The sequence below is a fragment of the Kitasatospora sp. NPDC087861 genome, from assembly GCF_044742585.1.
Classification (GTDB): Bacteria; Actinomycetota; Actinomycetes; order Streptomycetales; family Streptomycetaceae; genus Kitasatospora.
In genome coordinates this window covers 37090-60694 of the sequence record NZ_JBIUUS010000028.1, presented here as the reverse complement: position 1 = coordinate 60694, position 23605 = coordinate 37090, and the positions used below count along the sequence as shown (strand labels likewise).

General features: G+C 73.3%; 18 protein-coding genes. 2 read left to right on the top strand and 16 right to left on the bottom strand.

Going from position 1 to position 23605, the window contains the following annotated elements; translation table 11 throughout:
* Positions 1-44 precede the first annotated feature (44 nt).
* The 7 genes from rplS to proS all read right to left on the bottom strand — a co-directional run bounded on the left by rplS (position 45) and on the right by proS (position 5608).
* Complete coding sequence (gene rplS, locus ACIOJE_RS31065; protein ID WP_030306736.1) at positions 45-395, bottom strand: 50S ribosomal protein L19; 351 nt, start codon at positions 393-395, stop codon at positions 45-47.
* A gap of 154 nt (positions 396-549) precedes the next feature.
* Positions 550-1368, bottom strand: coding sequence for a tRNA (guanosine(37)-N1)-methyltransferase TrmD (trmD, locus tag ACIOJE_RS31060; RefSeq protein ID WP_400780790.1), 819 nt, complete (start codon positions 1366-1368; stop codon positions 550-552).
* Between the two features lie 35 nt (positions 1369-1403).
* The gene (rimM, locus tag ACIOJE_RS31055) at positions 1404-2027 is read right to left on the bottom strand and encodes a ribosome maturation factor RimM (RefSeq protein WP_400780750.1); all 624 of its coding nucleotides are present in this window, start codon (positions 2025-2027) and stop codon (positions 1404-1406) included.
* A gap of 129 nt (positions 2028-2156) precedes the next feature.
* A complete protein-coding gene (locus ACIOJE_RS31050; protein WP_030056773.1) occupies positions 2157-2396 on the bottom strand; it encodes an RNA-binding protein in 240 nt (79 codons plus the stop codon).
* A 2-nt stretch (positions 2397-2398) separates the two neighbouring features.
* Positions 2399-2827: a 30S ribosomal protein S16 gene (gene rpsP / locus ACIOJE_RS31045; RefSeq protein ID WP_400780747.1), complete on the bottom strand. Its 429-nt coding sequence runs from the start codon at positions 2825-2827 to the stop codon at positions 2399-2401.
* A gap of 391 nt (positions 2828-3218) precedes the next feature.
* Positions 3219-3797 (bottom strand): hypothetical protein, encoded by a 579-nt coding sequence (locus ACIOJE_RS31040; protein WP_400780745.1) that lies wholly within the window; start codon positions 3795-3797, stop codon positions 3219-3221.
* Between the two features lie 398 nt (positions 3798-4195).
* Positions 4196-5608, bottom strand: coding sequence for a proline--tRNA ligase (gene proS / locus ACIOJE_RS31035; protein WP_280685329.1), 1413 nt, complete (start codon positions 5606-5608; stop codon positions 4196-4198).
* 364 nt (positions 5609-5972) lie between these two features.
* Between proS and ACIOJE_RS31030 the strand changes: the two genes are divergently transcribed.
* Positions 5973-6677 carry a methyltransferase domain-containing protein gene (locus tag ACIOJE_RS31030; protein WP_280685328.1) on the top strand — a complete coding sequence of 235 codons (705 nt, stop codon included), beginning with the start codon at positions 5973-5975 and terminating at the stop codon, positions 6675-6677.
* Between the two features lie 143 nt (positions 6678-6820).
* On the opposite strand, the gene ftsH is transcribed toward ACIOJE_RS31030, so the two are convergent.
* The 7 genes from ftsH to ACIOJE_RS30995 all read right to left on the bottom strand — a co-directional run bounded on the left by ftsH (position 6821) and on the right by ACIOJE_RS30995 (position 17211).
* On the bottom strand, positions 6821-8743 hold the full coding sequence (ftsH, locus tag ACIOJE_RS31025; protein WP_280685327.1) for an ATP-dependent zinc metalloprotease FtsH: 1923 nt from the start codon (positions 8741-8743) through the stop codon (positions 6821-6823).
* Positions 8744-8838: 95 nt separating this feature from the next.
* Positions 8839-9381, bottom strand: coding sequence for a GNAT family protein (locus ACIOJE_RS31020; RefSeq protein ID WP_280685326.1), 543 nt, complete (start codon positions 9379-9381; stop codon positions 8839-8841).
* A 60-nt stretch (positions 9382-9441) separates the two neighbouring features.
* Positions 9442-11007, bottom strand: coding sequence for a signal recognition particle protein (gene ffh / locus ACIOJE_RS31015; RefSeq protein ID WP_280685360.1), 1566 nt, complete (start codon positions 11005-11007; stop codon positions 9442-9444).
* A 99-nt stretch (positions 11008-11106) separates the two neighbouring features.
* Positions 11107-13530: a [protein-PII] uridylyltransferase gene (locus ACIOJE_RS31010; protein WP_400780741.1), complete on the bottom strand. Its 2424-nt coding sequence runs from the start codon at positions 13528-13530 to the stop codon at positions 11107-11109.
* A gap of 148 nt (positions 13531-13678) precedes the next feature.
* The gene (locus tag ACIOJE_RS31005; protein WP_280685324.1) at positions 13679-14017 is read right to left on the bottom strand and encodes a P-II family nitrogen regulator; all 339 of its coding nucleotides are present in this window, start codon (positions 14015-14017) and stop codon (positions 13679-13681) included.
* Positions 14014-15447 carry an ammonium transporter gene (locus ACIOJE_RS31000; protein ID WP_400780738.1) on the bottom strand — a complete coding sequence of 478 codons (1434 nt, stop codon included), beginning with the start codon at positions 15445-15447 and terminating at the stop codon, positions 14014-14016. Before ACIOJE_RS31000 ends, ACIOJE_RS31005 begins: the two co-directional genes overlap by 4 nt.
* A 309-nt stretch (positions 15448-15756) precedes the next feature.
* Positions 15757-17211: a hypothetical protein gene (locus tag ACIOJE_RS30995; RefSeq protein ID WP_280685322.1), complete on the bottom strand. Its 1455-nt coding sequence runs from the start codon at positions 17209-17211 to the stop codon at positions 15757-15759.
* 604 nt (positions 17212-17815) lie between these two features.
* Here ACIOJE_RS30995 and ACIOJE_RS30990 point away from each other — a divergent pair.
* Positions 17816-18493, top strand: a complete 678-nt coding sequence (locus ACIOJE_RS30990) for a bifunctional DNA primase/polymerase (RefSeq protein ID WP_400780735.1) — start codon at positions 17816-17818, stop codon at positions 18491-18493.
* A gap of 149 nt (positions 18494-18642) precedes the next feature.
* On the opposite strand, the gene ftsY is transcribed toward ACIOJE_RS30990, so the two are convergent.
* Together ftsY and smc are read right to left on the bottom strand one after the other, a co-directional pair.
* Positions 18643-19857, bottom strand: coding sequence for a signal recognition particle-docking protein FtsY (gene ftsY, locus ACIOJE_RS30985; protein WP_280685320.1), 1215 nt, complete (start codon positions 19855-19857; stop codon positions 18643-18645).
* 47 nt (positions 19858-19904) lie between these two features.
* Complete coding sequence (gene smc, locus ACIOJE_RS30980) at positions 19905-23546, bottom strand: chromosome segregation protein SMC (protein ID WP_400780733.1); 3642 nt, start codon at positions 23544-23546, stop codon at positions 19905-19907.
* Positions 23547-23605 lie beyond the last annotated feature (59 nt).

Genomic DNA, 23605 nt, shown 5'->3' with positions numbered 1-23605 from the left:
CCCCAGAGCGATCCGATCCCCCGGCGAGGCCGGGGGCCGGTGGATCAGCGGTCGCGCTTCTCCTTGATCTTCGCGGCCTTGCCGCGGAGGTCACGCAGGTAGTACAGCTTGGCGCGGCGGACCGCACCACGGGTCACGACCTCGATCTTCTCGACGACCGGGGTGTGCACCGGGAAGGTGCGCTCCACGCCGACGTTGAAGCTGACCTTGCGAACGGTGAAGGTCTCACCGATGCCGGCGCCGTGGCGGCGGATGACGACGCCCTGGAAGACCTGGACACGGGAGCGGTTGCCCTCGATGACCCGGACGTGGACCTTCAGGGTGTCACCGGCGCGGAAGGCCGGGATGTCGCTACGCAGCGAGGCCGCGTCGACAGCAGCGAGCTTGTTGCTCATGTTGCTCTCCATCGCGAGCGCCACGGGCCGCCCACGGAAGTTCGTCACAATGGGGTTTGCTGCGGGCCGCATCGGCTGACGACGATCCCCCCGTGGCGGGGACGCCGGTCCACGTGACCCCTACGGAGGGGGCCCAGCAACAGACAGCAGCGGCCTATTCTTCCACACCACCGGCCACGGACCGAAATCGGCCGAGCCGCTCGTCCCAGGCCAGGCCGAGGATGCTGAGCGCCTCCCGGTCCTTCTTGTCGAAGGCTCCGTACTGCCAGCGCTCGACCAGGTCGGGCCGGTTCGCCAGGGTCCGGGCGAAGGCCTGCTCCCGGCGCCAGCGGGCGATCCGGCCGTGGTTGCCGCTGAGCAGCACGTCCGGCACGGTGCGGCCGCGCCACTCGGCGGGCTTGGTGTAGACCGGGCCCTCCAGCAGGTCGGCCATCGCGCCGGGCGCGAAGGAGTCGTCCCGGTGGGACTCGGCGTTGCCGAGCACCCCGGGCAACAGCCGGGCGATCGCCTCGACCATCACCAGTACCGCGACCTCGCCGCCGGCCAGCACGTAGTCGCCGATCGAGGCCTCGACCACCGGCATCCGGGTGGCCGCCTCCTCGATGACGCGCCGGTCGATGCCCTCGTACCGGGCGGGGGTGAACGCCAGCCAGGGGCGGCCCGCCAGTTCCTGGGCGAGCTCCTGGGTGAACGGCCGCCCGCTCGGGGTGGGCACCACGAGCGTCGGCAGCCGGCCCTCGGGCCCGCCGGCGATCACCGCGTCCAGCGCCTCGCCCCACGGCTCGGGCTTCATCACCATGCCGGGGCCGCCGCCGTACGGGCTGTCGTCCACGGTTCGGTGCACGTCGTGGGTCCACCCGCGCAGGTCGTGGACGTGCACGTCCAGCTGGCCGCGGGCACGGGCCTTGCCGACCAGCGAGATGTTCAGCGGCTCCAGGTACTCGGGGAAGATCGAGACGACGTCGATCCGCATCCCGCTCTGCACCTGTGCGGCGCCCTCCATCTCGCTCACTTCGACTCCTCCGCGCCGTCGACGCCCTTCGCGCCGTCCTCGCCGTCCTCGCCGTCGGCATCCACACCCTCCGCGACCTCGGCGGAGGCGCCCTCCGCGACCTCGGCCTGCTCGGGGTCGATCAGCCCGGGCGGCGGAGTGATCACGGCGCGCTGGTTCTCCAGGTCGATGGTCGGCACGATCTGGCTGACGAAGGGCACCAGCACCTCCGTCCCGTCCGGCTTCTCGACGGTGAGCAGGTCCTGGTACGGCAGGTGGAGGACCTCGGTCAGCTCCCCGACCAGGGTGCCGTCGAGCAGCACCACGTCCAGGCCGATCAGCTGGTGGTCGTAGTACTCATCCGGGTCGTCGGGGCGCTCCTCCGGGTCGACCTCGGCGATGAGCACGGTGCCCCGCAGCGCCTCCGCTCCGTTGCGGTCATTGACGCCGGCGAAACGCAGCAGCAGCCGGCCGCTGTGCACCTTGCCGGACTCGACGGTCAGCGGGCCCGCCGACGCGGGGTCGGTGAGCAGGACGGCACCGGGGCCGAGCCGGAGCTCCGGCTCATCGGTGCGGACCTCGACGCTGACGTCCCCCCTGATGCCGTGGGCGCGGCCGATCTTGCCGACGACGAGCTGCACGGTGATCGTTCTCCTGGAGTTCCTGAGCGAAACGGAATGCGGAAAGTGCGAGAAACGCGAAAAGGCCGGCCGGGACGACATGCGTCCCGGCCGGCCTCACAAGCCCTGACGGCTGAACGAGCAGCTGTGTCAGCGAATGTTGTCCACGTCGACCAGGTCGACCCGGACGTTGCGACCGCCGAGGGCGCCGACCACGGTGCGCAGTGCGCGCGCCGTCCGGCCACCCCGGCCGATCACCTTGCCGAGGTCATCGGGGTGCACTCGCACCTCGATGGTGTTGCCCCGACGCAGGTTGCGCGAACGCACCTGCACCTCGTCGGGGTGCTCGACGATGCCCTTCACCAAATGGTCGAGGGCGTCCTCGATCACGCTCAGGCCTCGACGGCGGCGTCGGCCTCAGCCTCGGCCTTGTCCGACTTCTTGGCCTTCGGGGTGATGGCGACACCGGTGGTGGCGTCCTCGAAGCCGGCGACGGCCTTCGCGAACAGGTGCGAGAAGTCCTCGACCTTCGGCTCGGCGACCTTCAGCGGCGCCGGGGCCGGCAGGCCCTTGAACTTCTGCCAGTCGCCAGTCAGCTTGAGGATGGCGAGCACCGGCTCGGTCGGCTGGGCGCCGACGGACAGCCAGTACTGGGCGCGGTCGCTGTCGACCTCGATCTTCGAGGGGTTGTAGGTCGGCTGGTAGATGCCGATCTCCTCGATCGCGCGACCGTCACGCTTGGTGCGCGAGTCGGCGATGACGATGCGGTAGTGCGGGGAGCGAATCTTGCCGAGACGCTTCAGCTTGATCTTGACTGCCACGGGAGTGGATTCTCCTGGTGTTGACGTGGGTGAGCAGCCTCGCCGTCGCGTGGGGTTGCGCCGTGGGCCGTTCAAGGGACACGCCAGCCGTAGGAGAGAGGGGTCCTGCTCGGCTGCCGAGTACTCAGCTGTCCATTCTGCCATACCGGCGCGAACCGCCTTCACCCGGCCATCCGAGCGGCCCGCAGGATCGTCCACAGGACCAACCGCAGGCCCGCTCACAAGGCTCGACCGGGAGCCCCCGCTCCCGGTCCGCCCACGAACCCATCTGTCCTGCTTGCTCCGGCCGGATCCGCTGCCCGCACAGCCGTCCGCCGGCTTCCCCGTCTTCTTGGCCTTCCGGTCCAACGATCTTTCGGTGACGCGATCTTTCGGTTACGCGATCTTTCGGTTACGCGATCTTGAACGGCTGCTGGCACGCGCCGCAGACGATGGACGCCTGCGCGAGCACCGACGGCACGACCCGGACGTTCCGTCCGCAGCCGCAGACCGCCTTGACCCGGACGCCGCCCCCGGAGGAGCCGTGCCGGGCCGCCGGGCCGCGGAAGGCGCGCGTCGCGCCGTCGCCGGCCACCGCCTCCTGGTGCGCGCCGAGGGCGCGGTCCAGTCGCTCGATGGTCTCCGCGTAGCGCGCCTGGGTCTCCTTGAGCATGGTCACCTGGGAGAAGCCGCTACTGGCGTGCGGTTCGACCGGGTGCGCCAGGCCCAGCTCGGAGGCGAGCATGAGGAAGCGCCGGTTGTGGTAGCGGCCGGCCCGCGAGGTGTCCCGGATGTCCCGGGCCGCGGCCAGACCGTGGGCAGCCTCGTGGAGGAGCCGCTCGAAACCGAGCCGCGTGCCACAGGCCGAAGAGGATTCGCCGATCAGGGCCTCGGGCGAGGCCAGGTCGGGGAGGTCCTGGTGGTGGGCCTGGATGTCACTCCAGGCGGCGGCCAGTTCGGCCGCGAGGACGAGGGGCTGTGTCGTGCTCACGCTAGACCAACGATGGAGTGCGAGCCGATGTTCCGCATGTTCCCGTTCTTCGGGAATTCCCAGGGAACTCCCAGGAATGCATGGTCGCGCGCGAATTGCGCGTTCCGGATCTGACGCAAGACCAACCCCCTGCCGGTTTCGGCCCACCGCAGCTCGACGGGCCTCGTGAATTCCGTCCGGGGGCGGGCTGTCGCCCCCTGGACGTACGGCCCGTGGACCCGCCAAGTTGACAGGGCCACGGGCCGTACACCGTACCGCTATTCCGTTAATACCGGCAGTTGACCGGCCAGTAGGGATGTCCGCGGTCGGGGTGCTCCTCGGACAGTTACCGGATTCTTACCCACCCGCATTCCGGGCAAATGTCGCCGGTAACGGTCATTACCTGCTGGTAACAGGTGTCAGTACGCGCGGGCGACGATCGCGATATTGCCGTCCTGGTCGTCCGCCAACGGCACCGAGCCGTCGGCCGCGACGATGCAGCGTACCGAAACGCCCTGCTCGGCCAGCTTGGCCTCGCCCTCCGGGCCGAGGTCGGCCCAGGAGATCCGACCCCAGCCGGTCGCGGCGGCCTCGACGGCCTCGTCGATGGTCTTGACGTCGACGGTGCGGGCCTCGCGGCGCTCGCGGGACAGCCGCAGCAGCAGCGCCTGGTCCTCCTCCAGGATGCCCGGGACCAGCGCGGCCAGGCTGTCGATGGAGACCGGCTCCTTGCCGCCGGGGATCCGGCGGGCCAGCATCGCGGTGCCGTTCTCCAGGTCGCGCGGGCCGACCTCGATGCGCAGCGGCACGCCCTTGAGCTCCCAGTCCACCGCGCGGCGGCCGAACGGGGTGTCGGTGCGGTCGTCGACGACCACCCGGACGCCGGCGGCCTCCAGCGTCGCGCCGATCTCGCGCACCTTGGCGATCACCGCGTCGTCGCCCTTGATGGCGAGCACGACGGCCTGGACGGCGGCCAGTCGCGGGGGCACCCGCAGGCCGTTGTCGTCGCCGTGGGACATGATCAGGCCGCCGACCATGCGGGTCGAGACGCCCCAGGAGGTCTGCCAGACGTACTCGCGCTCGGCGCCCTGGAGCTGGTAGGTCGTGTTGAACGCCTTGGCGAAGTTCTGGCCCAGCTCGTGGCTGGTGCCCATCTGCAGCGCCTTGCCGTCGCCCATCATGCCCTCCAGGGTGAGGGTGTTGATGGCGCCGGCGAACCGCTCCTTGGCGGTCTTGCGGCCGAGCACGACGTCGATGCCGAGCACGTTGGTCATGAAGTCGCCGTAGACCTGGGTGTGGATCATCGACGCGTACGCGCGGGCGTCCTCGTAGGTGGCGTGGGCGGTGTGGCCCTCCTGCCAGAGGAACTCGGTGGTGCGCAGGAAGACGCGCGGGCGCAGCTCCCAACGGACCACGTTGGCCCACTGGTTGATCAGCAGGGGCAGGTCGCGGTGGCTCTGCACCCACTTCGAGAAGTACTCGTTGATGATCGTCTCGGAGGTGGGCCGGACGACGACCGGCTCGTCGAGCTGCTTGCCGCCGCCGTGGGTGACCACCGCGAGCTCGGGGGCGAAGCCCTCGACGTGCTCGGCCTCCTTGGTCAGGTAGGACTGCGGGATGAACATCGGGAAGTAGGCGTTCTGCGCGCCGGCCTTCTTGATCCGCGCGTCCATCTCCTGCTGCATCCGCTCCCACAGGCCGTAGCCGTACGGTCGGATGACCATGGTGCCGCGCACCGGACCGTTGTCGGCCAGCTCGGCCTTGTTGATGAGGTCCTGGTACCAGCGCGGGAAGTCTTCCGCCTGAGGGGTGAGAACGGGTGCCTTAGCCATGGCCCGAATGGTACGGGGAGCGGCCCCCTGACTTCGAATCGGTATCACACCACCGGCCGGTGGCCGAACGGCCCGCCCGCGCCCGGGGGACGGCACCCGCCGTCAGCAGGGGGCGCACGACCGCGACACGGGCGCACCACCCTGCACCCCTCTGGACGCCGGGCCCGACCCGCTGTTCGCTGGAGTGGGGCGGGACTTTGGGGGAGCCGTAGCAGCACACCGAAGGACCGGATGGGAGGCCGCGATGGCTTCAGCTCGGACGACCGGCACGACCGTACGACCAACAGGCGCACGACCGCACCACCCGCAGCCCGGATCGGCGTGGCCCGCGCGGGCGCGCGACTGGGCGGAGATCCAGGAGCGCATGCTGGTGCCGCTCTACGAGGCGGTCTACGACCGGCTGGAGGTCGGCCCGGCGAGCAGCGTGCTGGGCCTGGGCTGCCGGTCCGGACTGGCGCTGCTGCTCGCCGCCGGACGGGGTGCCCAGGTCGCCGGCCAGGAGCCGCGGGCCGAGCTGCGCGAGCTGGCCCGCAGCCGCCGGCTGCGGGTGTGCGCGGGGGCCCGGCCGCCCGCCGCCGTCCCCCGCTCGGCCCATTCGCTGGTGACGGTCTTCGAGCAGTTGCCCGGCTGTGCCGAGCCGGGCCCGGTGGTCGCCGAGGCCGCCCGGCTGACCCTCCCGGGCGGGCACGTGGTGCTCGCCGCCTGGGGCCCGCCGGAGCGCTGCAAGAGCGCCCCGGTGCTGGACGTGGCGCGCCGCAGGGCGGGCCGGACCACCGCGCGCGACCCGTTCGAGCTGAGCACGCCCGGCACCTTGGAGGATCTGCTCGCCCCGGCCGGCCTGCGTCCGGCCGGCAGCGGGCGGGTGAGCTGCCCGTTCGCCTACGCGGACCTGGACAGCGCGGTGCGCGGCCTGCTCTCCACCGGCCTGTTCGAGGCGGCCGAGGAGTTCTCCGGCGCCTCGCTGGTGGCCAAGGAGCTGGAGGAGGCACTGCAGCCGCACCTGCGCGCGGACGGCTCGGTCCGGATGGAGAACGTCTTCCGCTACCTGGTCGCCGAACGGCCCCGCTGACGGTCGCACGGCCCTGCTGCCGGTCGCACGGCGCCGCCGACGGTCCCACGCACCGCTGTCCCGACAGCGGTCACCCGCACCGGTCGGCGGCACCGGAAACCGGGGGCGCCCGCCATCACGGCGAGCGCCCCCGGCCTACCGGTTCACGCCTGGTCGAGCGACTTCCTCGGCACCCCGGCCGCGCGGTACGCCTGCTCCTCGTCCAGCGTCTCCGCCTCCAGCAGCGCCGCCGCCAACGCGTCCAGCCGGGCCCGCTGCTCGGTCAGCAGCCGCACCGCGTCGTCGTAGCACTCGGCGACGATGCGCCGGGCCTCCTCGTCCACCGCGTCCAGGGTGGTCGGCGCGGCGGAGAGCCCGTAGGCGCCCTGCGTGTCGGCGGGCACGGCGGTCAGCCGGCCGACCCGCTCACTCATCCCCCAGCGGCCGGCCATCCCCCGGGCGATGTTGGTGACCTGCTCCAGGTCGCTCTCCGCACCGGTGGTGATCACCCCGTAGACCACCTGCTCGGCCGCCATCCCGCCGAGCGCGCCGATGATCCGGCCGCGCAGGTAGGGCTCGGTGTAGGAGTAGCGGTCGTTCTCCGGAGTGGAGAGGGTGACGCCGAGCGCCCGGCCGCGCGGCACGATGGTGATCTTGCGGACGGGGTCGGCGCCGGGCTGCAGCATGCCCAGCAGCGCGTGCCCGCTCTCGTGGTAGGCCGTCCGCTCGCGCTCCTCCGGCGGCATCACCAGCGGCCGGACGGCACCGAGCTGGACCTTCTCCAGGGCGTCCGAGAGGTCCCGCTCGTTCACCGCGTCCTGCTTGCGCTTGACGGCCAGCAGGGCGGCCTCGTTGACCAGGTTGGCGAGCTCGGCGCCGGTCATCCCGGGGGTGACCTTGGCCAGCTGGGTCAGGTCGGCGTCGCCGGCCAGCGGGACGGTCCGGGTGTGGATGCGCAGGATGGCGGCGCGACCGTCCCGGTCCGGCGGGCTGACGGTGATCCGCCGGTCGAACCGGCCCGGGCGCAGCAGGGCCGGGTCGAGGACGTCCGCGCGGTTGGTCGCGGCGATCACGATGACACCCTCGGAGCCGGTGAAGCCGTCCATCTCGGTGAGGATCTGGTTGAGCGTCTGCTCGCGCTCGTCGTGCCCGCCCATGCCGCCGCCGGCGCCGCGCTGGCGGCCGATGGTGTCGATCTCGTCGATGAAGATGATCGCCGGGGCGACCTTGCGGGCCTCGGCGAACAGTTCGCGGACCCGGCTGGCGCCGACGCCGACGATCATCTCGATGAACTCGGAGGCGGAGGCGGAGAAGAACGGCACGTCCGCCTCGCCGGCCACGGCCCGGGCGAGCAGTGTCTTACCCGTCCCGGGCGGGCCGCTCAGCAGGACGCCGCGCGGCATCTTGGCGCCGAGCCTGCGGTACTGCTGCGGGTTCTTCAGGAAGTCGACCACCTCGGTGAGTTCGGCCTCGACCTCGTCGATGCCCGCCACGTCGGCGAAGGTGGTCCGCTTGCCCTGCTCGGCGGTGACCGGCTTGGGCGGGGCCTTGCGGCCGAGCGCGCCGGCGCCCATGCCGCCGGCCATCCGGCGGGCGAGCAGCACCCAGATGAAGATCAGCAGCACCATCGGGGCCAGCGAGAGCAACAGGTTGGCGAGGAAGCTGCGCTGCTGGACCACCGGGGACGTGGCGGTGACCTCGACGCCCTGCTGCTGCAGGGTGGTCCACAGGTTGTCGTTGGCGAAGGACGGCCGCTGGGTGGCGAAGTCGGTGTAGTCGCCCTTGCCGCCGTCCGGTTTGGGCTGGGCGCTCTTGAGGGTGCCCTCGATCGCGTCGGCCTTGGCGTAGATCTTGGTGATGTTGCCCTTGTTGAGCTGGTTGTTGAACTCGGTGTAGGAGATCGTGGTGGCGCCGGCGTTGCCGAAGAAGGACAGCAGCAGGTCGGAGATCAGGAACACCACGAGCGCGGTGAGGGCGAGGCCCATCCAGCCGCCGGGCATCCGGCGGCGGGGCGGCGGCGGGGGCGGGGCGCCCTCGGACCGCCAGGGCTGGTCAGGGGTCTGGCGCGGCGGCACGGGTTCGGTCACCCATCGGACAATACGGACGCGGGCTCGGGCGAGCCACCCGCAACGCCGCGCCGCAGACGCCCCCGACCGGCCGCGATGACCCCCCGGACCAGCGGCTACGCCGCGGAGCCCGGCCACTCCTCGGCGGTCAGCGCGAAGCGCTCGTGGTCCCGCCAGTCACCCTGCAGGAACAGCATCCGCGGGGTGAAGCCCTCGTGCCGGAAGCCCAGCCGCTTGGCCAGCGCGATCGAACGCGTGTTGCCCGGCTGCACGTTGATCTCCAGCCGGTGCAGGCCCAGCCCGCCGGCCGACTGCGCGGCGAAGCAGTGGTCCAGGACGAGCCGCATGCCCTCGGTCATCCGCCCGGTGCCGGCGTACGGCACGTACGAGTCGTAGCCCAGCGCGCCGTTGCAGAACCGGCCCATCACGATGTTGGCGACGTTGACCTTGCCGACCAGCCCGCCGCTCTCCCCGTCGAGGATGAGGAAGGTGCACAGGCCCGGTCCCTGCCGCTCCAGCAGGTCGGCCAGCCCGTCCGGCTCGACCGGGTTCCACCGCCCGATGTGCTCGGCGGAGCGCTTGACCGCCTCGGCGTACATGGCCTTGTCCTCGGCCCGCGGGGCCCTGATCGTCACTCGCACGCCACCATCATCGGACATACGAGCGGCCCGCCGCCCGGAGGGGACCGGACGGCGGGCCGCTGAAGCACCGGACGAGCTCTACAGCAGGTCCTTGAACTCCTTGGGCAGCTCGAAGTCGGCCGGGCCCTTGCCCGCGCCGAGGCCGAACGCGCCGCCGTCGGCCGGGGCCTGGCCGGCGCCCGGGCCGAGCGCGCGGCGCTCGGCGGCCGCGGCCTCCTCCTGCGCGCGCTTCAGCGGGTTGCCGCTCTTGCGCTTGCCCTTGGCCTGCGGGGCCTTCTTGGCGGACTTCTTGGCGCCGCCGCCCATGCCCGGGATCCCCGGCATGCCGGGCACGCCCTTGCCGGAGGCCATCGCGGACATCATCTTGCGGGCGTCGAAGAACCGCTCGACCAGGTTCTTCACCTCGCCGACCTGGACGCCCGAGCCCTTGGCGATACGGGCCCGGCGGGAGCCGTTGATCAGCTCCGGCTCGGCGCGCTCGGTCGGGGTCATCGACTTGATGATCGCGCCGACCCGGTTGACGTCCTTGTCGTCGATGTTGTTGATCTGCTCGCGGATCTGGCCCATCCCGGGCAGCATCCCCAGCAGCTTGGAGATCGAGCCCATCTTCTGGACCTGCTCCAGCTGCGACAGGAAGTCGTCCAGGGTGAACGCCTTCGGGCCGCCGCGCAGCTTGGCCGCGATCTTCTCGGCCTCCTCCTGCGAGAAGGTCTGCTCGGCCTTCTCGATCAGCGAGAGGACGTCACCCATGCCGAGGATGCGCGAGGCCATCCGGTCCGGGTGGAAGGCGTCGAAGTCGTCGACCTTCTCGCCGTTGGAGGCGAACATGATCTGCCGACCGGTGACGTGCGCGACCGACAGGGCGGCACCGCCACGGGCGTCGCCGTCGAGCTTGGAGAGCACGACACCGGTGAAGTCGACGCCGTCGAGGAAGGCCTGCGCGGTGGTGACCGCGTCCTGGCCGATCATCGCGTCGACGACGAACAGGACCTCGTCCGGGTCGACCGCGGCGCGGATGTCCGCGGCCTGCTGCATCAGCTCGGCGTCGATGCCCAGGCGTCCGGCGGTGTCGACGATGACGACGTCGTACTGCTTCTGCTTGGCGTACTCGATCGAGTCCTTGGCCACCTGCACCGGGTCGCCGACGCCGTTGCCCGGCTGCGGGCCGTAGAAGGCCACGCCGGCGCGGTCGGCGACCACCTGGAGCTGGTTGACCGCGTTGGGGCGCTGGAGGTCGCAGGCGACCAGCAGCGGGGTGTGCTTCTGGCTCTTCAGCCAGAAGCCGAGCTTGCCCGCGAGGGTGGTCTTACCGGCGCCCTGCAAGCCGGCGAGCATGATCACCGTCGGGCCGTTCTTGGCGAACCGCACCCGGCGGGTCTCGCCACCGAGGATCGCGATGAGCTCCTCGTTGACGATCTTGATGATCTGCTGCGCCGGGTTGAGCGCGCCCGAGACCTCGACGCCGAGCGCCCGCTCCTTGACCTGCTTGATGAAGGCCCGCACGACCGGCAGCGCGACGTCCGCCTCCAGCAGCGCGATGCGGATCTCGCGGGCGGTGGCGTCGATGTCCGCCTCGCTCAGGCGGCCCTTGCCCCGGAGGTTCTTGAACGTCGCTGCGAGGCGATCGGAAAGGGTGTCGAACACGTCGTCGCGGGTCCTCTGCGGCATCGGTATCAGTACGGTCGTCGCCCCCCAGGGTATCCGGCCGCCCCGGGTACAGTCTCCACCTGGGTTGCCACGACCTCAGACCAGTGCCGCGCGCACCGCCTCCACTACCTCCCCGGCCCGCCGGGCGGCGAGCGGTCGGCCCGCCTCGTCGGTCAGGTAGAAGGAGTCGACGGCCTCCGCGCCCAGCGTGGAGACGTGCGCGGTCCGCACCCGGACGCCCGCCCCGTCCAGGGCCCGGCCGATCCGGTGCAGCAGCCCGGGGGCGTCGTGCGCGCGGACCTCCAGGACGGTCGCGGTCGCCGAGGCCACCGCGGGCGCCACCACGACCAGCGGAGGCGGGGTGGGGATGCCCCGGCGGCGCGGGGCGGCGGCGTCCCGTTCGGCCAGCCGGCGCGAGACGTCCAGCGAGCCGTCCAGCGCCCGGCGCAGGTCGGCCCGAAGCCGGGCGGCCTCCGGCAGCTCGCCGAACTCGGCGGCCACCCGCCAGGACAGCAGCAGCACCGCGCCGGCGCCGATCGGGTCCAGCTCGCGCAGGCCGGCCGAGCGGACGGTCAGCCGGTGCAGCGCGAGCACCCCGGCGACGGTGCCGAGCAGCCCGGGCCGGTCCGGGACGGCCAGGGTCAGCTCGACGCCCATCGGTTCGGCGCCCGGTTCCGCCCCGTCGGACTGCGCCAGCAGCGACAGCGCGGGCCCGCCGGTCCGGGCGGCCTCCACCGCGAGCCGCTCCTGCTCGGCGGTCGGCGCGGCCTCCGCGGGCCCGGTGCCGACGCCGGCCAGCCGGGCGGCGACCCGGGCCGCCAGGCCGTCCACCAGCGAGGCCCGCCAGGCGCTCCACGCGGCCGGGCCGGTGGCCAGCGCGTCCGCCTCGGTGAGCGCGTGCAGCAGCTCCAGCTGGGTCGCGGTGCCGACCGCCTTGGTGATCGCCTCGACGGTGGCCGGGTCGTCCGGGTCCCGCCGGGTCGCGGTGTCGACCAGCGTCAGGTGGTGGCGCACCAGCACCGCCAGGGTCTCGGTGTCCTCGGGGCCGAAGCCCATCCGGGCGGCGACGTCGCGGACGATCACCTCGCCGGCCTCGCTGTGGTCGCCGGGCCAGCCCTTGCCGATGTCGTGCAGCAGCGCGGCGACCAGCAGGAGGTCCGGCCGGGCCACCCGGCGGGTCATCGCCGCGGCCCGCACCGCCGTCTCCACCAGGTGGCGGTCCACCGTCCAACGGTGCACGGCGTTGCGCTGCGGACGGCAGCGCACCCGCTCCCAGTCCGGCAGCAGCCGGGTGACCAGGCCCTCCGCCTCCAGCGCCTCCCACACCGGGACGGCCGCCTCGCCCGCGCCCAGCAGGGTGACCAGCTGTTCGCGCGCCTCGTCCGGCCAGGGCACCGGCAGCGGGCGGCACTCGGCGGCCAGCCGGCGCACCGTCGCGTACGAGACGGCCAGCCCGTTCTGCGCGGCGGCGGCCGCGGCGCGCAGTGGCAGCACCGGGTCGGCGGCCGGGCGGGCGCCCTGCGCGAGCACCGCCTCGCCGTCCTGCTCGACCACGCCCTCGGCGAGCGGGCGGCGCTGGACCGCGCCCCGGGCCACCGCGCCCGCGCCGCGCCCGGCGCCGGTGAACGGGAAGGCCAGCCGGGGGCTCCGGCGGCCCCGGCCGGCCCGGGCGGCGAGCACCCGGTCCACCGCCCGCCAGGTGACGTCGCTCGCGTAGGCGATGGTGCGGGCGGCCTCGTAGACCTGGCGCAGCAGGGTGTCGGCGTCCAGCACGCCGAGCCGGTCGGCGACCTGGTCCTGGTCCTGGAGGCTGAGCCGCTCGGTGGCCCGGCCGGTGACCAGGTGCAGCGCGTCCCGGACGTCGGCGAGCCGCAGCGCGGCGGCGGCCAGGCCGTCCCGCGGGGCGTCGGCGAGCCAGGTGGCGGCGACGGCGTCGAGCGCGACGACGTCGCGCAGGCCGCCGCGGGCCTCCTTGAGGTCGGGCTCCAGCAGGAAGGACAGCTCGCCGTGCCGCTCGGCCCGCTCCCGGCCGAGTTCGCGCAGCTCCGGCAGACGCGCGGGGGCGCCGGCGCGCCAGTCGGTGAGCACGGCGGAGCGCAGGGTCGCGGCGAGCGCCCGGTCCCCGGCGAGGTGACGGACGTCCAGCAGGCCGAGCTGGGCCTTGAGGTCGGCGGCGGCGACGGCCCGGGCCTCGGCGACGGTGCGCACCGAGTGGTCGAGCGCGATGCCCGTGTCCCAGATCGGGTACCAGATCCGCTCGGGCAGGTCACGGGCGAGGCGGCCGTCGTGCAGCAGCAGGACGTCGAGGTCGCTGCGCGGGGACAGTTCGCCGCGCCCGTAGCCGCCGACCGCGACCAGCGCGACGCCGGGCGGGTCGCCGGAGGCCGCGAGCAGGCCCGCCAGCCAGTCGTCGGTGAGCCGGGCGAGCGCGGTGCGGCGGGGGCGTCCGGCCGGGCCGGGCTCGGCGAGCAGCGCGGCCCGGGCGGCGCCGTAGTCGGAAGGACTGGTGTCGGTGGTCATGCGTGGTCCCGTCCGTCGTGCGGTTGAGCGGGCGGCGCCGATCGACCTGCGGGCGGCCTGACGCCGATACGCCGTCGGCGGGCCGGCGACCCCCCACCGGGGATCGCGGGCCCGCCTGTGGCGTGCGGGGGGGCGGTGCCGGACGCCCTCAGAGGGCGTCCGGGCCGCGCTCGCCGGTGCGGACCCGGACGGCGGTGTCGACCGGGATGCTCCACACCTTGCCGTCGCCGATCTTGCCGGTCCGGGCGGCCTTCACCAGGACCTCGATCAGGGCGTCGGCGTCCTCGTCCTCGACCAGCACCTCGATCCTGACCTTGGGGACCAGGTCCACGGTGTACTCGGCGCCCCGGTAGACCTCGGTGTGGCCGCGCTGGCGGCCGTAGCCGCTGGCCTCGGTGACGGTCAGGCCGTGCACCCCGAAGGCCTGCAGGGCGGCCTTCACCTCGTCCAGGCGGTACGGCTTGATCACGGCGGTGATGAGCTTCATCGGGCGTCGACCTCGGTCTTCTCGGCGGGCGTGGTGGCGGTCTTCTCGGCGGGCTTCGCCCCGGCCTTGTCGCTGGCCTTGTCGCTGGCCTTCCCAGCGGGCCCGTCCGCGGCCTTCGTCACCGACGGAGCGGTCGCGGCGGCGCCGCCCAGGACCGGCAGGGCCCGGGCCAGACCCGCACCCACCGCGCTGAAATCGTAGGCGGACTCGGCGTGTTCGGCCTGGTCGATACCGGCCACCTCGACCTCCTCGGTGACCCGGAAGCCGACCGTCCGATCGATCGCCTTCGCCAGCAGCCAGGAGACGGCGAAGGAGTACGCCGCGACCACGGCCACGCCCATCGCCTGCTTGCCGAGCTGCGCCGGCCCGCCGCCGTAGAACAGGCCCTTGGCGGTCTGGCCGACCCCGCCGGTGGCGAACAGGCCGATCAGCAGCGAGCCGATCGCGCCACCCACCGCGTGCACGCCCACCACGTCGAGCGAGTCGTCGAAGCCGAGGCGGTACTTGAGGCTGACCGCGGCGGAGCAGACCGCGCCGGCGATCAGGCCGATCGCCACCGCGCCCAACGGGCTGACCGAGCCGCAGGCCGGGGTGATGGCGACCAGACCGGCCACCGCTCCGGAGGCGGCGCCCAGCGTGGTGAACGCGCCGTGCCTGAGCTTCTCGTAGACCAGCCAGCCGACCAGCGCCGCGCCGGTGGCGACCTGGGTGTTGACCATCGCCATCGCGGCGACGCCGTTGGCGGCCAGCGCCGAGCCCGCGTTGAAGCCGAACCAGCCGAACCACAGCAGCCCGGAGCCGAGCATCACCAGCGGCAGGCTGTGCGGGCGCATCGGGTCCTTCTTGAAGCCGACCCGCTTGCCCAGCACCAGGCAGAGCGCGAGGCCCGCGACGCCCGCGTTGATGTGCACGGCGGTGCCGCCGGCGAAGTCGATCACGCCGTTGCGGTCGCCCAGCCAGCCGCCGTTGCCACCGTCGAAGAAGAACACCCAGTGCGCGACCGGGAAGTACACGACGCTCACCCAGAGCGCGATGAACAGGCCCCAGGCGGAGAACTTGGCCCGGTCCGCGACGGCACCGCTGATCAGCGCGGGAGTGATGATCGCGAACATCAGCTGGAAGGTGGCGAACGCGGTGACCGGGATGGTCCCGGTGAGGTCGTTCAGGCCGATGCCGCGCATCCCGAGGAAGTCCAGGTTGCCGATCAGGCCGGCGAAGGAGTCGGGCCCGAAGCTGAGCGAGTACCCGTAGAGGACCCAGAGCACGCTGACGATGCCGAGCGAGAGGAAGCTCATCGCCAGCATGTTCAGCGTGCTCTTGGCCCTGACCATGCCCCCGTAGAAGAAGGCCAGGCCCGGGGTCATCACCATGACCAGGGCCGCACTGATGAGCACGAAAGCGGTGTCGCCCGCGCTGAAGCCGTCCGGCATCGGCGTCTCCTCTGCGTGAAAGCCGATCCACACCCGGGTTACCTGTCCCGTGCCACCCGGGGTGTCGGCGATGAAGAGGAGAGTGTCGAAGGCTGGTTTCGGCCAGTGCGGCCGGTTGTTTCGCGGCCGTGACGCGTGCGACGCGCGGGTTACGGCCACGTGAACCACGGCCCTGCCGCAGGGCCGAACGGGTTACCGTGCCGCCGCACGGCACCGCCGGTGGCGCACGGACCGCCGACCGTGGCGGCGGCGGCCGTCACGGTCGGCGGGGTCCTCGGGGCGGGTCGGCGGACCGCCGGATCGGGGTCCTCAGACCACCGAGACGTACTCCGGAATGTCCTGAACCACGCGCTCCTTGAGCCGGCTGACCGCGTCCACGCCCTTGAACCGGGCGGCCGCGGCCTCCGTGGTCTTGCGGACCCGGGAGTTCAGCCGCTCCGAGCGCACCTTGGTGGCGATGTCCACCGCCTGCTCGGCCATCACCGCGGCCTGCTCGGCCTCCTTCTGCAGCAGATGGACGCTGGCCATGCCGATCAGGTTGAAGGCGTACGAGCGCACGTGGTCGCCGTCCTGGCGGAACAGGTCCACCGCGCGCTCCATCACCGGCGCGGACATCGAGGCGTACAGCTCGCCGTTGTCGGAGTGGTAGGCGAGGTCCCGGAAGGAGTGCGCGTTCTCGGCGTTCAGCTCGGCCGGCGAGAAGAACTTCAGCCAGTCCGGCTCCTCGTCCCCCTCGCGGATGTCGGTGAAGGTGTCCTCGGACAGCCGCACGGCCCGGGCGCAGCGGTTCACCTCGCCGATGGTGGCGTAGGCGCGCGCCTCCATCGCGTACAGCAGGGACTGCTGGCGCGCGGTGGCGGTGTCGCGGCTGCCGTACTGCGCGAGGTGGATCAGCTCCAGGGCGTCCTCGCCCCGGTTGAGGTGGATCATCTGGCGGCTCATGTCGGTGAGGATCAGTGCGCCGAACGGGCGGTCGCCCGCCTCCTTGGCCGCGTGCAGGGCCAGCACGTAGTACTTCTGCGCGCTCGGGTGCATCCCGACGTCGTACGACATCCATCCGGCCAGGTGGGCGAGTTCGGCGGTGAGCCGGAACAGCCGCCGGGTGGTGTGCTCGTTGTACGTCTCCTGGAGCAGGTCGGTGACCTCGTGGAGCTGGCCGACGACGGCCTTGCGGCGCAGCCCGCCGCCGTTCTGCGCGTCCCACTGGCGGAACATGACCGTGGTCTGCTCCAGCAGTTCGAGCTCGGGTTCGGACAGCCGGCCGGTGAACGGGTCGCCGCCGTTGGCCGCGGCGAGGATCGGGGTGGGCGTGCCACCCGGGCCGGGGGTGAGCCAGCGCTGCATCGGCTCGATCAGCGCGGCGCCGGCGGTCAGCGCGAGCGAGGTACCGAGGAAGCCCCGACGGTTGAGCATCAGGTCACTGCGGGAGTAGTCGCTGATCAGCTGGACGGTCTGCGGCGCGCTCCACGGCAGGTCGACGCCGCCGCCCACGGTGGAGACCGGGATCGCGGCGCGCAGGCCGAGGTCCTCGATCGAGACCACCGAGCCGAAGCGCTCGGAGAAGAGCTCCGACATGATCTTGGGAATCGGTTCACGGGGCTGCTCGCCGTCGAGCCAGCGACGCACCCGCGAGGTGTCGGTGGACACGTGGTGGGCGCCGATCTGGCGGGCCCGGCGGTTGACCTGACGGGCCAGCTCGCCCTTGGACCAGCCACTGCGGACGAACCACGTGGTCAGCTTCTCGTTGGGTTGCTTCTCTGCCATGGGAACGTCCCCATCCCGCCCGGCCCCTGCGGGGCCCCGATCGTGACGCCCGACGGTTGCGGGCCCTTGCCAGACGTGCCGTGCCTGAGGTGTTGCCGTACCGTACTGTCGCACTGGTGTGCCATCGTTACGGACGGCGCGTCAGATTCCCAACTCCCGTGCCCCGAGGGGCTGGAGTCGACTCCATGACGACGTCCGTGTGCTGAACGTAATGCCCCGCGCGGCACCCGCGGGAGCGGCCCTGGCGAAACGCCACCCTTCGCCACCCCCAGGAGTGAACCGAAGCAACGGCCCGCACGCTTCACTAGGTAGTCCGACGGTCCGGCATATGCGGGCCGCCAAGTCCTCCGGCGAAACCCGGCGAGTCCCGGCAACCCGCCGCAGCCACAAGCGAGTTTGCCGCCCACCTGATCGGCGGCCACCTCGCGTACCCGACGATCCGGCATCGGTGCCGCCCGTCACAAGGCGGCGCCCGAGGCGCACCACCGCAACAGGCGCACACCGAGCGCCGCACGCCGCCACCGCACGACGCACCACGCAACGGACCGGCAACACACAGTCACCGTCCCGTAACCATCGGCAACGAGAACCTGTTGGGGGAGGCATGGACAACCTGTTCGGCGAACTTCGACTGGGGCACCTGCGGTTGACACCGCTGGGCGCGCGCCGCCGCACCAAGGTCACCGCGTCCCAGGCCGCCGCGGAGTACACCGGCCGCTGGGGCTGGACGGTCGCCACCGGCGGCCCGGCCGCCTCCGCCGCCGCCCCGACCCGCTGTCCCTGCGGCACCGCCCGCTGCGCCGCGCCCGGTCTGCACCCCGTACCGGGCGGCGAGCGCCGGGCCCGGGCCGCGGACGCCGAGGGCTCGGTCCTGTTCCCGACCGGTCGCGCCTTCGACGTCCTGGACGTCCCCGAGCAGGCCGGCCTGCAGGCGCTGGTCCGGCTGGAGCGGATGGGCACCCAGGTCGGCCCGGTGCTCACCGCACCCACCGGCCGGCTGCAGTTCCTGGTCGCCGCCGGCGCTGCCCGCCGCCTGCCCGACCTGCTCTACCGGATGGGCTGGGACGACGCCGCGCTCGACCTCGCCTGCCACGGCGAGGGCAGCTACGTGGCCGCCCCGCCCACCGTGCTCGGCGCGCTCGGCCCGGTCCGCTGGCTGCGCCGCCCCACCCGCGACAACGCCGGCTGCCCGCCCGAGGCCCGGCTGCTGCTCGGCACCCTCGCCTACGCCTGCCACCGCGGCCGCGAGCGCACCGCCGAACCCGCCTGGCTCGCGTCGTAACCCGCCCGCCGCCGTAACCCGCCCGCCGCCACGGCCCCGGACACCCGAAGGGGCCCGGGTGCGGAAGCGGGACCCGGGTAGGGCAACAGGGCCCGGGTACGCGAAAGGGCCCGCCCCTCGCGGAGCGGACCCTACGGGCGGGAGGGGCCTCAGTCCCCGATCAGCGCGTCCACGAACGCGCCCGGCTCGAACGGCGCCAGGTCGTCCGCGCCCTCGCCCAGACCGATCAGCTTGACCGGCACGCCCAGCTCGCGCTGGACCGCGACCACGATGCCGCCCTTGGCGGTGCCGTCCAGCTTGGTCAGCACGATGCCGGTGATGTCGACCACCTCGGCGAACACCCGGGCCTGGATCAGGCCGTTCTGGCCGGTGGTGGCGTCCAGCACCAGCAGCACCTCGTCCACCGGGCCGTGCTTCTCGACGACCCGCTTGACCTTGCCCAGCTCGTCCATCAGGCCGGTCTTGGTGTGCAGCCGGCCGGCGGTGTCCACCAGCACGGTGTCGACGCCCTCGGCGATGCCCTCCTTGACCGCGTCGAAGGCGATCGACGCCGGGTCGCCGCCCTCCGGGCCGCGCACGGTGCGCGCACCGACCCGCTCGCCCCAGGTCTGCAGCTGGTCGGCGGCGGCGGCACGGAAGGTGTCGGCCGCGCCGAGCACCACCGTCCGGCCGTCGGCGACCAGGACGCGGGCGAGCTTGCCGGTCGTGGTGGTCTTGCCGACGCCGTTGACGCCGACCACCAGGACCACGGCCGGGCCCTCCGCGTGCTTGGTGGAGCGGACGGTGCGGTCGGCGTCCTTGCCGACCAGCTCGACCAGCTCCTCGCGCAGCAGCGCGCGCAGCTCGTCGGGCGTCCGGGTGCCGAGCACCTTCACCCGGGTGCGCAGCCGCTCGACCAGCTCCTGGGTGGGGGCCACGCCGACGTCGGCGATCAGCAGGGTCTCCTCGATCTCCTCCCAGGTGTCCTCGTCCAGGTGCTCGCGGGAGAGCAGCGAGAGCAGGCCCTTGCCGATCGAGTTCTGCGAGCGGGAGAGCCGGGAGCGCAGCCGGACCAGCCGGCCCGCGGTGGGCTCGGGGACCTCGACGGCGGGGGCCGCCTCGGCCTCGGAGACCTCGACCTCGGCCGGGGCCTCGACCTCGGCCTCAGGGAGCTGCACCTCCTCGACGGTGCGGCGGGGCTCCTCGGTCGGCGGCGCGGCCTCCTCGCCGACCTGGGGCTCCTGCGGGGTGGTCGGCGGCGCCGTGATGACCGGCGCCTGCGACTTCGGGGGCAGTTGCTGGCGTCGTCTGCCGGAAACGACGAGGCCGGCGATCGCGCCGACGGCGACCACGGCGATGACTACGGCAAGGATCACGTATTCCATAACGGCTCCAGTATCCGTGACCGGAGCCCGGATGGACCGCAGCCGCCCTACACGGATGCGCTGCGGGCGGCCCCGGACCGCTCCCGACGCCCTCCCCCGGCCTGCCGACCGGGAGGTACCGACTCGCGCAGCCGCTGGCTGATCACCTGCGAGATGCCGTCCCCCTTCATGGTCACGCCGTAGAGGGCGTCCGCGGACTCCATGGTCAGCTTCTGGTGGGTGATCACGATCAGCTGGGAGCTCTCCCGCAGCTCCTCCATGATCCCGACCAGTCGGCGCAGGTTGGTCTCGTCGAGCGCCGCCTCCACCTCGTCCATCACGTAGAACGGGCTGGGTCTGGCCTTGAAGATCGACACCAGCAGCGCCACCGCGGTCAGCGAGCGCTCGCCACCGGACAGCAGCGACAGCCGCTTGACCTTCTTGCCCGGCGGACGGGCCTCCACCTCGACGCCGGTGGTGAGCATGTTGGCCGGGTCGGTCAGCACCAGCCGCCCCTCCCCGCCCGGGAACAGCCGGGCGAAGACGCCCTCGAACTGGGCGGCGGTGTCGTGGTATGCCGCGGTGAACAGCTGCTCGACCCGCTCGTCCACCTCCCGGACGATGTCCAGCAGGTCGCGCCGGCTGCGCTTGAGGTCGTCCAGCTGCTCGCCGAGGAACCGGTGGCGCTCCTCCAGCGCCGCGAACTCCTCCAGCGCCAGCGGGTTGACCTTGCCCAGCTGCTGGTACGCCCGCTCCGCCGCCCTGAGGCGCTTCTCCTGCTCGGCCCGGTCGTACGGGCGCGGCTCACCGGACTGCCGCCCCTCCGCTGCGGCGCCGTCGGCGGCCGGCTCCTCGGGGGACGGCGGGACGAGCTGGTCCGGCCCGTACGAGGCGAGCAGTTCACCGCCGTCGATGCCGAACTCCTCCAGCGCGCGGGCCTCCAACTGCTCGATCCGCAGCCGCTTCTCGGCCCGCAGCACCTCGTCCCGGTGGCCGGCGTCGACCAGCTTGTCCAGTTCCTCCTTGAGGCCGCGGCCCTGCTCGCGGTGCGCCCGCAGTTCGGTCTCGCGCTCGGCGCGCGCCTGCTCGACCGCCGCCCGCCCGGAGTCCGCGCGGGCCAGCGACACCTCCAGGCAGGCCAGCAGCTGCCGGGCGCCCGCCGCGACGGCGTTCGCGACCCGGGCGTCGTGCGCGGCGCGGCGACGGCGCTCGGCGGCCCGGGCGCGCGCCTCGCGCTCGGCGCGGGCCGCCCGGTCCAGCTGGTCCGCCCGTCCGGCGAGCGCGCGGACCCGCTCCTCGTGGGTGCGCACCGCGAGCCTGGCCTCCAGCTCGGCCTGCCGGGAGCCGGTGGCGGCCTCGGCCAGCCGCTGCTGCTCGGCGGTGTCCGGCTCGTCCTCCCCGGCATCCGCCGACTCCTCGACCGCGGCCAGCCGCTCGGCCAACTCCTCGGCGGCGGTGCGCAGTTCGACCAGGCCTTGGTCGGCCCGCGCGGTGGCGGCGGACAGCCGTTCGGCCTCGCCGGCGGCGGCCCTGGCCTGCCCGCCGAGGCGGCCGAGCGCGCCCGCCACCTGGGCCCGTTCCCGCTCCGCCTGCCGCCGCCGGTCGGCGAGTTGATCCACCGCGTCGGCCGACTCCCGCCGCCGCTCGGCGAGTTCGGCCAGGCACTCGGCCGACTCGGCGCAGCGGGCGGTGAGTTCACCGATCGCCCGGGCGGTCTCGTCGACCGCCGCCTGGGTCTCCAGCAGGCTCGGTGCGCCGTCGGAGCCGCCGTGCGCGAAGCCGGCGCCGAGCCGGTCCCCGTCGGCGGTGACGGCGGTCAGCCCGGGGCGGTCCGCGATCAGCCGCAGTGCCTCGTCGAGGGTGCCGACGACCGCCACCCGAGCCAGCAGGCCCCGTGCGGCATCGGCCAACCCCGGCGGCCCGTCGAGGAGTTCGGTGGCCCAGCGGGCACCGGCGGGCAGCTCCCCCGCGTCGGCGGCCGGTTCACCCGCACCCGCGATCAGCAGCGCGGCCCGGCCGGCGTCCTGGGCGCGCAGCAGCCGCAGCGCCTCGGCGGCGGTGCCGGGCGAGTCGACGGCCACCGCGTCGGCCGCCGCACCGAGCGCCGCCGCCACCGGCGCCTCGTACCCGGGGACGATCCGCAGCAGGGCGGCCGCCGGACCGAGCAGCCCGCTCAGCCGCTCCCCCGCGGCGAGCAGGGCTCCGGTGCCGTCCTTGCGGCGCAGCCCGAGGGACAGCGCCTCGTGCCGCGCGGTGAGCCCGGCCCGCTCGCGCTCGGCGGCGCCGGCCACCTCCCGGGCGACGGCGAGGTCGCGTTCGACGGCGGCGAGCCGCTCCCGGGCCTCCTGGTGCGCGGCCTCGGCCTGCCCGTCGTCCCCGGCCAGGCCGTCGACCTGCCGCTGGAGTTCGTCGTACTCGTCCTGCGCGGCCCCGGCCCGGAGCAGCGCGTCGTCCCTGGCCTCGGCGAGCCGGCCGGTCTCGGCCTCAGCGGAGGCCGCCCTGGAGCGGGCGGCGGCCGCCTGCCCCTGCAACCGGGCCAGGCCCTCCCGGCGGTCCGCGATGGCCCGGGCGGCGTCCCGGAGGCGGCGTTCCTCGGCGGCCAGCTCACGCTCCAGCCCGCCCTTGCGTTCGACCGCCTCGGCCAGCGCGTACTGGGCCTCCTCCAGCGCCTCGGTGAGCGCGGCCTCCTCCTCCCGGACCCGCGCGGCCTCCTCCTCCAGTTCCTCGGGGTCACGGCCGCGCCGCTCCTCGGCCTGTCCCCCGGCGGCGGCGTGTCGGGCACGGGCCTCGGCCAGCCCGATGGTGCCGCGGCTGCGCTCGGCGAGTGCGGAGAGCCGGTACCAGGTCTGCCGGGCGGCCTCCAGGCTGGGGCCGAGCTGCTGGACCTGCGCCTCCAGCACCGCCTCGCGCTGCACCGCGTGGGCCAGCTCCTGTTCGACGGTGGTCCGGCGCAGCCGCAGTGCCAGTTCGTCGGCGATCTCGGCCTCGACGGCCCGGCGGAGGGCGAGCAGGTCGTCGGCGAGCAGCCGCAGCCTGGCGTCGCGCAGCGCGGCCTGGATGCCGGCGGCGCGGCGGGCGATCCTGGCCTGCCGGCCGAGCGGTCCGAGTTGGCGGCGCAGTTCGGCCACCAGGTCCTGGACGCGGTTGAGGTTGGCCTGCATCGCGTCCAGTTTCCGCAGCGCCTTCTCCTTGCGCTTGCGGTGCTTGAGGACGCCGGCCGCCTCCTCGATGAAGGCGCGGCGGCCCATCGGGTCGGCATGCAGGACGGAATCCAGCTGGCCCTGGCCGACGATGACGTGCATCTCGCGGCCGATGCCGGAGTCGGAGAGGAGTTCCTGAATGTCCAGCAGGCGGCAGGTCTCGCCGTTGAGCGCGTAATCGCTGCCGCCGTTGCGGAACATGGTCCGGGTGATGGTCACCTCGGCGTAGTCGATCGGCAGGGCGCCGTCGGCGTTGTCGATGGTGAGGCTGACCTCCGCGCGGCCGAGCGGGGGGCGCCCGCTGGTCCCGGCGAAGATGACGTCCTCCATCTTTCCGCCGCGCAGCGACTTGGCGCCCTGCTCCCCCATCACCCAGGACAGCGCGTCGACGACGTTCGACTTGCCGGAGCCGTTCGGGCCGACCACGCAGGTGATGCCGGGCTCGAAACGCAGGGTGGTGCTGGAGGCGAAGGACTTGAACCCGCGCAGCGTCAGACTCTTCAGGTGCACGCGGCCGGTCTCCTCATCGCTCGCCAGGGGCCCAGGGCTCAACGGCGACTGTATCCCCG

Bases quoted from the DNA above. Each gene is read 5' to 3' on its own strand.
- ACIOJE_RS31030 (WP_280685328.1), top strand. From the start codon at position 5,973: ATGCTGGTGCCGCTCTACGAGGCGGTCTACGACCGGCTGGAGGTCGGC.
- ACIOJE_RS30990 (WP_400780735.1), top strand. From the start codon at position 17,816: ATGGACAACCTGTTCGGCGAACTTCGACTGGGGCACCTGCGGTTGACA.
- ACIOJE_RS30995 (WP_280685322.1), bottom strand. From the start codon at position 17,211: ATGGCAGAGAAGCAACCCAACGAGAAGCTGACCACGTGGTTCGTCCGC.
- ACIOJE_RS31000 (WP_400780738.1), bottom strand. From the start codon at position 15,447: ATGCCGGACGGCTTCAGCGCGGGCGACACCGCTTTCGTGCTCATCAGT.
- trmD (WP_400780790.1), bottom strand. From the start codon at position 1,368: ATGCGGATCGACGTCGTCTCGATCTTCCCCGAGTACCTGGAGCCGCTG.
- ACIOJE_RS31010 (WP_400780741.1), bottom strand. From the start codon at position 13,530: ATGACCACCGACACCAGTCCTTCCGACTACGGCGCCGCCCGGGCCGCG.
- rplS (WP_030306736.1), bottom strand. From the start codon at position 395: ATGAGCAACAAGCTCGCTGCTGTCGACGCGGCCTCGCTGCGTAGCGAC.
- ACIOJE_RS31005 (WP_280685324.1), bottom strand. From the start codon at position 14,017: ATGAAGCTCATCACCGCCGTGATCAAGCCGTACCGCCTGGACGAGGTG.
- proS (WP_280685329.1), bottom strand. From the start codon at position 5,608: ATGGCTAAGGCACCCGTTCTCACCCCTCAGGCGGAAGACTTCCCGCGC.
- ACIOJE_RS31020 (WP_280685326.1), bottom strand. From the start codon at position 9,381: ATGTCCGATGATGGTGGCGTGCGAGTGACGATCAGGGCCCCGCGGGCC.
- ftsY (WP_280685320.1), bottom strand. From the start codon at position 19,857: ATGGAATACGTGATCCTTGCCGTAGTCATCGCCGTGGTCGCCGTCGGC.